Origin of the sequence: Arthrobacter sp. NPDC092385 (assembly GCF_044755105.1) — a bacterium.
Lineage (GTDB): Bacteria > Actinomycetota > Actinomycetes > Actinomycetales > Micrococcaceae > Arthrobacter_D.
The window spans coordinates 1-10,946 of record NZ_JBIVQL010000031.1; the positions used below are offsets into that span (position 1 = coordinate 1).

Annotated in this window: 10 protein-coding genes and 1 pseudogene; 5 read left to right on the forward strand and 6 right to left on the reverse strand. The window is 57.9% G+C overall.

The genetic code is table 11. The annotated features are described in order from the left end of the window. Both ACIQCY_RS17960 and ACIQCY_RS17965 read left to right on the forward strand, forming a co-directional pair. Positions 1 to 90, forward strand: a 90-nt coding sequence (locus ACIQCY_RS17960; RefSeq protein ID WP_400484802.1) for an integrase core domain-containing protein, incomplete at its 5' end; no start/stop codon positions are given. 231 nt (positions 91 to 321) lie between these two features. After that, positions 322 to 1,478, forward strand: a pseudogene (locus ACIQCY_RS17965) (ISL3 family transposase); the annotation flags it as partial. Between the two features lie 250 nt (positions 1,479 to 1,728). Here the strand turns inward: ACIQCY_RS17965 and ACIQCY_RS17970 are convergent. The 6 genes from ACIQCY_RS17970 to ACIQCY_RS17995 form a co-directional block, all read right to left on the reverse strand. Next, positions 1,729 to 2,940 (reverse strand): hypothetical protein, encoded by a 1,212-nt coding sequence (locus ACIQCY_RS17970; protein ID WP_400485171.1) that lies wholly within the window; start codon positions 2,938 to 2,940, stop codon positions 1,729 to 1,731. Between the two features lie 104 nt (positions 2,941 to 3,044). Beyond that, a complete protein-coding gene (locus tag ACIQCY_RS17975; protein WP_400485172.1) occupies positions 3,045 to 3,944 on the reverse strand; it encodes a glycosyltransferase family 2 protein in 900 nt (299 codons plus the stop codon). Positions 3,945 to 3,947: 3 nt separating this feature from the next. Further along, positions 3,948 to 4,730: a glycosyltransferase family 2 protein gene (locus ACIQCY_RS17980; RefSeq protein WP_400485173.1), complete on the reverse strand. Its 783-nt coding sequence runs from the start codon at positions 4,728 to 4,730 to the stop codon at positions 3,948 to 3,950. After that, positions 4,727 to 5,749 (reverse strand): glycosyltransferase, encoded by a 1,023-nt coding sequence (locus ACIQCY_RS17985; protein WP_400485174.1) that lies wholly within the window; start codon positions 5,747 to 5,749, stop codon positions 4,727 to 4,729. The genes ACIQCY_RS17980 and ACIQCY_RS17985 overlap by 4 nt, the downstream gene beginning before the upstream one ends. Before the next feature lie 10 nt (positions 5,750 to 5,759). Further along, positions 5,760 to 6,923, reverse strand: coding sequence for a polysaccharide pyruvyl transferase family protein (locus tag ACIQCY_RS17990; protein WP_400485175.1), 1,164 nt, complete (start codon positions 6,921 to 6,923; stop codon positions 5,760 to 5,762). Continuing rightward, positions 6,895 to 7,860: a glycosyltransferase gene (locus tag ACIQCY_RS17995; protein WP_400485176.1), complete on the reverse strand. Its 966-nt coding sequence runs from the start codon at positions 7,858 to 7,860 to the stop codon at positions 6,895 to 6,897. Before ACIQCY_RS17995 ends, ACIQCY_RS17990 begins: the two co-directional genes overlap by 29 nt. Positions 7,861 to 8,196: 336 nt before the next feature. Between ACIQCY_RS17995 and gmd the strand changes: the two genes are divergently transcribed. The 3 genes from gmd (at position 8,197) to ACIQCY_RS18010 (ending at position 10,882) form a co-directional block, all read left to right on the forward strand. Next, positions 8,197 to 9,225 carry a GDP-mannose 4,6-dehydratase gene (gene gmd / locus ACIQCY_RS18000; RefSeq protein ID WP_400485177.1) on the forward strand — a complete coding sequence of 343 codons (1,029 nt, stop codon included), beginning with the start codon at positions 8,197 to 8,199 and terminating at the stop codon, positions 9,223 to 9,225. Position 9,226: 1 nt separating this feature from the next. After that, a complete protein-coding gene (locus ACIQCY_RS18005; protein WP_400485178.1) occupies positions 9,227 to 10,195 on the forward strand; it encodes a GDP-L-fucose synthase family protein in 969 nt (322 codons plus the stop codon). A gap of 87 nt (positions 10,196 to 10,282) precedes the next feature. Further along, positions 10,283 to 10,882 (forward strand): YveK family protein, encoded by a 600-nt coding sequence (locus ACIQCY_RS18010; protein WP_400485179.1) that lies wholly within the window; start codon positions 10,283 to 10,285, stop codon positions 10,880 to 10,882. The last annotated feature ends 64 nt before the right edge of the window (positions 10,883 to 10,946 follow it).

Below are 10,946 nucleotides of genomic sequence, written 5' to 3' on the forward strand. Positions count from 1 at the left end.
CACTGGCTACACTTCTACAACCACCAGCGCCCCCACGGCAGCCTCGGAGGCAAACCACCCATTACCCGGTGCAACCAACCTGCTGTCTAAGTACACCTAGTGCTTGTATTCGGTCATGTTTCGGCAGCCTCTCACGGTCGTTGAGCACAGCCGATCGGCCCGCTAACCCAAGGGAAGAGAAGTCAAGTAGCACGTGGCGGCTGCCTAAAACGGCTGTTCCCATTTGAAGGTGTAGGCAGGGCTGGCATGTTGGTCCCGGGATAAGCGTCGAGGTCTCTCAAGAATGGTGGTTCCGACGCCGGCCACCTGGAAGTCCTCGACGTGCATGACGCTACCTTCGCTTACCATAACCTGACCGCGTTCTGCCGACTTGATGAGCTCGGGCTCATAGCCACCGGGCAACGTGTCGCATTTGATCATGCAGTGCTATCCTGCCGCGGTGCGGACCCGGATCAATAGTGCAGCCGCTGCGGGTGTGAAGGGCTGCCCCGGGACACAGTTACAAGGCAGCTGGCGCACGAGCCGCTGGGATGGCGTCCGACCACCCAGCCGGTCACGGTCCGTCGCTACCGGTGCGGCAACTGCAGGCACGTGTGGCGTCGGGGCACAATGAAGGCCGCAGTACCGCGGGCCAGGCTCTCGCGTTGCGGGCTGCGGTGGGCATTGGAGGCAATTGCCGGTCCAGCACCTGACTGTGAAACGGGTTGCCGCGTGGCTTGGAGTCGCATGGGACACCGCCAACGACGCGGTTTTCGCTGAGGCAGACGGGTCTTGATAGACGATGCCACCCGATTCGACCGAATGAAAGCCATCGGCGTCGACGAGCATGTCTGGCGGCATACCCGCGGGGGCGACCAGTACGTGGCAGTCATCATCGATCTCACCCCAATCCGTGACAAGACAGGGCTGCACGGCTGCTCAACGTGGTTGAAAGCCGCTCCAAGACCGTCTGCAAGACCTGGCTTCAAGGCCGCTCAAGGGCCTGGCTGACCGCCGTCGAGGTCGTCACGATGGTCCCGGAAGCCGGATGTCCCAGCGTTCGCCGGATGCAAAACAGCGACCAGTGAGGAGCTTCCGGACGCGGTCCCCGTCATGAATCCGCTTCACGTCGTCCGCCTCGCCGGGGACAGACTGGACCCGGTGCCGACAATGCATCCAACAGGAAACATGCGGGCACCGTGGTCGCTCCGATTACCCGCTCTATCGCGCCCGGCGGACCCTAACACCGGCACGGACCTGCTAATCGACAAACAAAACGCACGCCTGAACGCCGTCCTCGCGACTGAGGACACCTCGAGGTCGAAGCAACGAGGGGCATCTATTAGCGGATTATCGCCGCCTACAGCGAACCGAACAAGACCCGCGGCAAGCAAGTGATGCAATCTGTCATCGACGCCGTCACCAGCGGTGTTCCCGCCGCCGTGACCAAGATCCGGTGCCTTGCCCGGAACCTAGAGCATCGCACCGCCGACGAGCTACATCGCCCGCAGCCTGCTCAGATCAGGCAGATTTAGACCGCGAATACAACCTCAAACCGAATGAGCCAAATAGACGCTAAAAGCCGCAAAAGGTATTCGGTGATAATTAGGCAACCGAATGGGCTCGAAAACGGGATTACTCAAAGATGGCCCTTCCGAGAGGGCGCGGGAACTAAACATATTGACCCGGCGCGCAGGTCCACCGCATTCCTAAGTCCAGACTGTCACCATCGCCCCCCACTCAGTACACCTAGCCGCTACGGGATATGCGACGGCGCACCATCAGGTAGCTCGGGATCACTTGAAAAAACAGCATGGAGAAAGCCAAACCTGCGTATGGACTGGCCGGACCAAGCCGATCCGAGAGGCTCAAAATGAAGGTGACGGTCGCCGCCGCCACAAGCAACGTCATCACAGCTTGCATCCATAGCCCGGAAGAATTGGTTAGGTACATAGCACTTGGCTGGTGAGCGGCTGAAACGACAATGTACAGGACTGCGCTGAGAACTAGGCCCGCGGGGATGTCCAACACGTCCCCTGACACAAGCCGAACTACCATAGGGGCGAGAACTGCAAATCCGATCGCGAACGATACACCGATCCCCCCGAAACCCAGCACATGGGTGTGGAATGTAGCGCCCATTACAGATCCAGGCGCTGTCTCCGACCGGTACGTGCTCCAAAGGTTCTGTCCCACCAAGGACACGAGCGCAACCAGCGGCCCTACAAATTGAGCCGCAGCCGCGTACTGAGCCACATCTCCAACTGGCCCGACATTAGCCAACAATATGCGGTGGCTTTGATACGACAGGGCTAGTGCAACACTGATCAAGAGATACGGCGCAGCGGTTGCCATGAGACGAACTCGATGTGACTGCACTCCGAGGGCTGGGGCGGAAGACCCGGCCGTCGACCTGATAGCTCGCCTCGCTACTGCTGATTGCCAAACTGCGACGACAAAGAAGGCGACCGCCGGAGCTACAAAGATGACCTCCGACGGGGCACCGAAAATCAAAATTGGGACAAAGAACGAAGCTTGGAGAACTGGCCCAACCAACGCGACCTTGGCCACGACCCCCATCTGCCCAAAGCCTTGCAGTACCCGCGCGCCGAGTCCGAATGGTATTGCTAGTACCACCAGTACTGCGCTTAGGAGGAAGCCTTCTACGGCCCAAGGAGCCATTGCAACCGAACCGAGGGCAATATCAAGTATGTTACTGGTGCGAAGAGCTGAAAAGAGAGTAATAAGGACTATAGAGATGAGCGCAAGAATGCCTGCAGCCTTCCGTAATCCAGATTTATAGGAGGACTGTGACAGTTTCCCGGCACGATAATCGCTAGTCATATTTACCACGCTGGCGCCAAGACCGAGATCCGCAAAGGGAAGGAGATTTATTACGGAAGCGATGAGAGCGTACGCCGCGAATGATTGAGGACTGCCATCTTCACTGAGGACTGCCATCACAGTGAGACTAACCGAAAAGCTTATTAAAAGACCAAGCACTCTGAAAAGAGCAATGGTCCCTAAATTGAGACCACTGAAAGCCGAGGTGAACCGTGCGAAATTCACACTCGCCGCTCACGTGAGATCTCGCGCGCGACAATCTTCTTGGTCATATAGGCAGGGCTAGAGCAGAACGCACTTATTGCGAAGCCGACCGCCGCAAGCGGGGACCCATTTGCCATAGATGCCTTCGCCCTGCGCATGTGGCTAGCCGACCGAATGTCCCTTGCTCCCATCTGCTCGACGACCGTTCCCGTGAAGGACGCATAGTAGGAACGGACTGATTCCTTGTCGCTGAACTCTGCTTCCGTGTTCCGGAATGATCTTCCGGCAAAACGGCGGTACATCAGTGACGGCTCTTCGTGTTGAAGAATGCCGCCGATCATAGAAAGGCGCACGAAAAGCTCGTAGTCTTCTGCATATCGTGGACTTAGAGCAGGCAATTCCAGCGAAGAGGTAGCCAGGCAGTCTCTTCGCCGTATAAGGGCAGCGCCCGGGGGGAACGGGCCGTGGCCGCGTTGCAGCAGTGTACTCGTCGTGATTGAGGAGTAGGCCTTCGGCAACAAGGCTTCAGAGCCTGAACCATCTACGCCTACTATTCGTCCTGCGGCAACAGCTAGCTGGGCGTCTTTCTTAAGCAATCGCAAAGACTCGAGCACGCCTGATACGACCAACTTATCGTCAGCGTCTAGAAAAGCCACGAACTCTCCTCGAGCATGCTGTAGGCCCGCCCTCCGTGCGCTAGCCGGCCCCTGGTTCTCCTGACGAATGATTGTTACAGCAAGATCCGCAACGCTCGCAATCGTTCGATCAGTGGATCCGTCGTCTACGACTATCACTTGGCAGCGAATCAGGGCGCAGGCGCTCAGCACGGCTTCCCGTACCGTTTTAGCGCCATTATAGACGGGGATGATTATTGATAGCTCGCATGTCTGAGCATCGTTTAGTTGACTCGCTTCCATAATCTACTTTGAACGCATTCTGCCGACAAATCTATTCAGCGACCGGGACGCGACAGTTATGAGCCCGTAACCGATTGTGATCGTAGCGTCGAGCGGGCGCTTCGTGAGCGCGATGCCCAGAGCATCGCGTCCTCGCGTCACGTCCTTGAAATGATCGAACGCGCCGCGAACTGAACCGGCCCCCGTTAGGTCAAAGTCGCACAGCACCTCTGCCCATACTGTTGGTGCTTCCTTGACCGCAGCCTTCATGAAGAATAACTGGTCCGCGGCCAGGCCAAAGTTCTCGTCGAAGCCACCGAGTTCTAGAAAGAAATCGCGACGGACAACGGAGGCTTGATGCGGAATAGGATATCCCCCTAGAAGGAAATGGCCAACACTGAACGGAACCCGCCCTCCTATTCCCTTGGTTTCACCGTTCAAGATCTTGTTACTGAGACCATACCCCCAGGAGAACGGTGAACTGAGATATTGATTCTCCACGAACTGCGCAGAACTCGTGCTATGAAAGACGTCAGACGAGTGCATAAACCAAAGTATTTCCCCGGAGGCCATTTCAGCCCCCTTGTTCATCGCATTGTATCGGCCGCTGTCCCGCTCTGAAATCCATGTGACCGACCTCTGCAGGTTCGCCAAATATTCTCTAGTCCCATCCGTGGATCCGCCATCGATAATTATGTGCTCGATGTTTACCCCATCTTGGGCAGCCACACTGGAAATCGTTTTCGCCACCCCCCCTACATCGTTGAACGCAATTGTTATAACGCTTATGATCGGCAGATCCGTCATTTGAATTTCCCTCTTTTGTCTTGGGCTAGTCTGTATCCCCCGCTAAGAGTCTCTGCCATCTTGGAGCCCTCATAGCGCTCCGCGATTTGTCGAGTTGCCGAGATTGTTGATGATCGGAGTTCCGGGCTACGGAAAAACAAATCGACCGTCTGTGCTATCTCCCCTGGGGTCGATCCCGCCAGTGAATACCCGAGTGAGGCCATACTCTCAATACTCCGAGATAAAACCGGCAGACCTGTCGCTACGGCTTCCGCCACAGCAATCGGCGCGGCTTCCCAGGCTCCGGTGTGCAGATACAGGTCCGCACCTCGGAGATGATGGTCGACGTCCTCTCGGGAGCACCACCCTGGGCAGTGCACACCGGCTCCCTGAAGGCGCGCCTTCAGTTCAGGCTCCCCGTCCCCTAGCCAAAAGAACTGAAGATGCGGAAGCCGCCTTGCGATTTCCGCATACATCGCCGGGTCTTTCTGGGCCCCAATCCTACCGGTAGAGATTACGCGTGTGCCCGAACCGGACTGGCGATCGTAGCTCTTTCCTCCAGCCACAAAATTGGGCACCAGAATTGCGGAATCGGCTCCGAGCTGCTTAGCCAGCAGGACCTCATGGGGACTTACACCGAAGATACAATCTGTGCGTGTAACCAAGGCTCTCTCGATTAATCGTATGATCGCCCGTGCAACTCGGGGAAGATCGGTACGCTCAAACGCGAAACAATGGGGTGAATACACCACGGGCCGTCCACCTAGGCGAACAACTCGCGCAATTCCCGCAATCGACGAGTGAAGGTGAATAACGTCGGGATCTATACGTCGGACATGCTGTCGGACCGTACTTAGAAACCGAATCTTGGATCCTGGAACCAGCTGAACGCCAGAAACTGACGAAAATTCACCGGTGTCCTCGTTGGCTCGCTTGCGCCCTAGTACGAAGTGAGTAAGGTGCGGAGTTGCCTCTGTGTATAACCGTATAGCGCTCTGCACCCCACCCCCGAGCGCTTCTGTAATGTGCAGCACCTTCATCGGGCGTCGCTCACTTCGAGGCAACCGAGGACGGTGAATCGCTACTGTCCACAGTCGTTCTGATCGACTGCGTCAAGCGCTCTTGCATGCTGGCAATATTCAGACGGCTCTCGTCAATCCTCTTCCAATATCCCGCCTGATCCTCAGTCAACTCAGCTATCAGCAGTTGCACGTCCCGCAGTGCGGCATCCCTTGCATTTAGAACGAAGCTGTCCAGACCCAAATCCTCAAAAGCGCCCCAACCTTTTCTCTCATAGCTCAGATGAATTGCTGGGAATCCCGCGATCAAGGACGAGAGAGCGCCATGGAGACGTGTACTAACCACTACCCGCCGGGTCGGGTCTTCGAGTATCTCGGGCATCATCCTCGGTTGCGACGACGCGTACTTCTGCGTGATCGGAACGTCATTGTTTCCGCCACCCGAAGCTTGGATGGCCCATTCAAAACTGGCGCTGCCCTTGGCTTCTTCCAGGAAGCGATAGTAATTTCGAGGCTTCCGTAGATCTCTAACGACCAGAACCGGGCGATTGTGAGGAGAATCGCTATTGGACAGCTCCTCCACTGCTTCGGGAAGAACCTCGGTCGACTGAGCTAGCTCCAGTACCGCAAGGTCTGGCATGCGATACACGTTTGGCAGCCCTATCAGTTCTTGCATCGAACGGTCGTCACGCACGAAGACATAACGGACCTGCGAAAGAAGTTGTCTTATTACACGGAGGTAGAGTCCGCGGAAAGGCCCAATGCTCTGCGGGAGATACAACATTTTGTGTCCGTAGCGTCTTGCTAGCCTCATTTGCCCGAGGTGAGCGCCGGCGCTCTTGATGCTCTCTGCCAGGTGTCCTCCTCGCAAATATCCACCGCCAACCGCGACTATCAGGTCTGCGCGCTCAGCTAATTGCTCGATCGTCGCGTGCGCGCCAAAGAAAGTTGTGAGCATCATTCGGACCCGACGATTCGCAAATGGCACAAAATCGTCCACACCGGATCGCCACTGTACATAGTCGCTGTTATTGAAACCAGAGGCGTCCGAACATACCGTACGGAATTCGCACTCGCCAAGTGCGAGGCGAACTTGGTCCATAGCTAGGTCGATGAGGAGTTTGTCGCCGAGGTTTGTCGGGCTGTAGGCATGTAGGATCAGAACTTTAGGCCGAGCGGAGCAGTTGCCAAACAATTTGACTCTCTTTCTGGGCAGTAGCGACAGCGAGCGGGCCAGCTTCGAAGCTTGACTTCCGCATATTAGGGTAGCGAACCAGATTTTGGAGCAGATTCGCGAAATCGGCCGCCGTCTCGAATGTGTACATCGGCCCTTGGTGCACCAAATCGAGTAATACTTCTATTTCAGAGCCAATCACGGGACGACCGCGGCTCCACGATTCCCAAACGATCTGTGGGTTCAATTCCCACTTACTTGGAAGGAATATCGCGTCCGCCCAGTCGATGTGAGGTGTTACGTCGAGAGAATGGCCGACGAATTCGACCGAATGTTTGTTGTTCACCTTCCGAAAAATCCGCTCAAGGTCCTCCCGGAGCGGACCGTCGCCAACGATGCGCAAAGAGACGGGCTCTACATGCTCGGTTAGGAGTTCGGGCAATGCTCCCAGACCCTTCTGCTCGGTCAGCCGGCCGGCAAAAAGGAGGCGGACGGGTCCCTCTTCAAGGGCCCGGGGCGAACGCAGCGGCTCGCGGGATGTGGCGATGATATTTCCTTCGAATAGTGCGCGCTCCGGACTCGTGTAACCTCCGTCGCGGAGTTCCTCGACCGCTCGCTTGGAAGGAGCGGTAATGAAGGCAAATTGACGGGTTGCGTGCTTGACGAAAACGTCCTCGATCCGCCCAACCAGCCCCTTCGCGTCCTCCGATGGCAACTGGTGCACTGAACCCAGGTACCTTGTTTGCGTGGGCAAACGTATAGCGGTCAAGGCGATGACCAGGTGACTCGCGCGCATGAGTGAATAGACTGCTGCAGGCCCCACTAGAAGCTTCTTCAATTTGATGCTTGCACGAATCGCGCCGGCGGGCGTTCGAGGGCAGTCCAGGCTCGTCACCTCCCCCGCGAGTTCCAAGACCTCTTGATGATTGCGGCTGCCACGAAAGAGGATGATTAGCATGACGTCGCAAGGGTCGAGCTGATTGAGTATGCCGCGGAGAGCGCTTTGAGCGCCTCCACCCTCAAGCCACGGCACAACGACGGCTATTCGAGCTGACATCGGGTCCCCAACTGTTGTGCCCTTCAAGGGCTCTTCTTAGGCCGGTGAGAAGTTGGCCAGTTGAATCATAAGCCTTCGGCAAGGGTCGACACTTCGGTCGTCGGGACGAGATGGACGGGAGACGACGCGCGAGGCAGCGCCCGAATCTCGGTTGAGGCTTCGGCCAAGTATCATCGGTATCTCACGTACCTCGCCGCCGGCGCTCACCGGAATCTCGGCAGAACACAATGGGGAATAATGCCTAAGCGCGCTCTCATCACCGGTATCACTGGCCAGGACGGCTCATACCTGGCGGAACTCCTGCTGAAAAAGGGCTATGAGGTGCACGGACTTATCCGACGTGCCTCAACCTTCAACACCTCCCGGGTGGACCATCTATATGTAGATCCGCACGATCCTTCTGCCAAGCTTTTCCTTCACTACGGCGACCTCAGCGATGGTTCCCGCCTTGTGACCCTCCTCGCGGATATCCGACCGGACGAGGTCTACAACCTCGCAGCGCAGTCTCACGTCCGAGTCTCCTTCGACGAGCCCGAGCACACCGCCGATACGACCGGGATGGGAACTGTGCGCCTTTTGGAGGCTGTGCGACTGGCAGGGATCGAGACGAAGTTCTATCAGGCGTCGTCGTCGGAGATGTTCGGAGCCACTCCCCCGCCGCAGAACGAAGACACGCCGTTTTACCCGCGGTCGCCCTACGGCGCGGCGAAGGTCTACAGCTACTGGATCACCAAGAACTACCGCGAGGCATACGGCATGTACGCGGTCAACGGAATCCTGTTCAACCACGAGTCGCCCCGCCGCGGTGAGACCTTCGTGACCCGCAAGATCACGCGCGCAGTCGCCGCCATCAAGGCCGGCCAGCAGGAACACGTCTATATGGGCAATCTCGACGCCGTGCGCGACTGGGGGTACGCGGCGGAGTACGTGGAAGGCATGTGGCGGATGCTCCAGGCCGACGAGCCAGACGACTTCGTCCTCGCGACCGGGGGCAACTACACGGTCAAGGACTTCCTGCGCATCGCCTTCGAGCACGCGGGCCTGAACTGGGAGGACCACGTCAAGTTCGACGAGCGGTATCTGCGCCCGACAGAGGTCGATGCCCTGGTGGGTGATTCGTCCAAGGCAGAGTCGAAGCTCGGCTGGAAGGCCACTATCCACACCCCGGATCTTGCACGACTCATGGTGGACGCGGACATCGAGGCTCTCAAGCACGCAGGGCGCAATTGGATCGACACTGTAGACCTCGACTGCTGGAAGGTTTGACGTGACGGCAACCTTCACCCCTGGTCCCCTCGACCGCGACGCCGCCTTCTACGTCGCCGGACACCGAGGACTCGTTGGGTCCGCCATTTGGCGGAAGCTCGAGTCAGAAGGCTTCACCAACCTGCACGGACAGACGTCCGCCGAGCTCGACCTGAAGGACCGCTCCGCGGTCTTCGAGTACCTGGGAAGAATCCAGCCCCGCTACGTCGTGCTCGCCGCTGCGAAGGTGGGCGGCATCATGGCAAACAACACCTACCCGGTGGATTTTCTGACAGAGAACCTGCAAATCCAGGTAAACGTTCTCGATGCGGCCCGGGAACACAACGTTGAACGCGTCCTTTTCCTCGGCTCCTCGTGTATCTACCCGAAGTTCGCTCCGCAGCCCATCCGCGAGGATTCGCTGCTCACCGGACATCTGGAACCGACCAACGATGCGTATGCGATCGCGAAGATCGCCGGCATCATGCACATTCAGGCTGTTCGCCGGCAGTACGGTCTTCCGTGGATCTCGGCGATGCCGACCAATCTGTATGGGCCGGGAGATAATTTCTCGCCCGAGGGCTCGCATGTCCTTCCGGCACTAATCCGGCGTTATGACGAGGCAACCCGGAACGGCGTCGAAACGGTCACCAACTGGGGCACCGGATCGCCCCGGCGTGAATTCCTGCATGTCGACGACATGGCTGCTGCATGCCTGCACCTGCTGGAGAACTACGACGGCCCCGAGCAGGTCAACGTGGGTACCGGAACCGACGTCACCATCAAGGAACTCGCCGGCATCGTGGCCGAGTCTGTGGGATACGAAGGAGCGATGAACTGGGACTCCACCAAGCCCGACGGAACTCCCCAAAAACTCCTCGACGTGTCGAAGCTCGCCGATGCGGGCTGGACTGCGAAGATCAGTCTCGATGAGGGTGTGCGAAATACCGTCGACTGGTACCGCACGCACCAAACATCCCTGCGCGGCTAGGCCCACGGACCCTTCGTTCCAGTACCTTCCCTCCGCCATGCTCGCCACTGACCACCTACGTACGAAAAGCATCTAGAGAGGTCTCCTTTGGAGCTGAGCGATTATCTACGGATCCTGCGACGAAACTGGCTGCTCATCACTGTCTGCGCAGTCATCGGCCTGCTACTAGGAGCCGTCGCCTCCTTTGCCGTCCGACCTACCTATACGGCGCAAACCAAACTGTTCGTTGCGACCCAGAGTTCGGGCAGTGTGCAGGAACTGCAGCAGGGCAACACCTTCACGCAGGCACGCGTGCAGTCCTACGTGGAGACGGTGAGTGAGCCCCTGGTCCTTCAGCCGGTGGTCGACTCACTGGGTCTCGACCTTACGGCTGCCCAACTGGCAGGGAAGGTCGCCGCTACCGCTGATCTCAACACGGTCATCATCACCATCGCGGTCGAAGACACATCGCCCGTACAGGCGGCCGCTGTTGCTCAGGCCACCGCGGACAGCCTAGTTCAGTCTGTTGAGGGCCTGGAGAGTCCCACGGAGGGCGGTATTTCCCCGGTCAATCTCACTGTGATCACGCCCGCTACCGCGCCCTCCGAGCCGTCCGCCCCCAATACTCGTCTGAACCTTGCACTGGGGTTGTTGGCGGGTCTAGCACTTGGAGTGGGTGCTGCTGTCCTTATGTTGTTGAGCAGGTAGTTCGCAGGGCAGTTGTAGTGTCTTGGCTACCCAGGGGTGATGGGTATGGCTTTTGCTGCTGTGC

Coding starts and splice junctions, on each gene's coding strand:
- ACIQCY_RS17975 (WP_400485172.1), bottom strand. CDS start 3,944: ATGGAAGCGAGTCAACTAAACGATGCTCAGACATGCGAGCTATCAATA.
- gmd (WP_400485177.1), top strand. CDS start 8,197: ATGCCTAAGCGCGCTCTCATCACCGGTATCACTGGCCAGGACGGCTCA.
- ACIQCY_RS17980 (WP_400485173.1), bottom strand. CDS start 4,730: ATGACGGATCTGCCGATCATAAGCGTTATAACAATTGCGTTCAACGAT.
- ACIQCY_RS17995 (WP_400485176.1), bottom strand. CDS start 7,860: ATGCTAATCATCCTCTTTCGTGGCAGCCGCAATCATCAAGAGGTCTTG.
- ACIQCY_RS17970 (WP_400485171.1), bottom strand. CDS start 2,940: ATGGCAGTCCTCAGTGAAGATGGCAGTCCTCAATCATTCGCGGCGTAC.
- ACIQCY_RS17985 (WP_400485174.1), bottom strand. CDS start 5,749: ATGAAGGTGCTGCACATTACAGAAGCGCTCGGGGGTGGGGTGCAGAGC.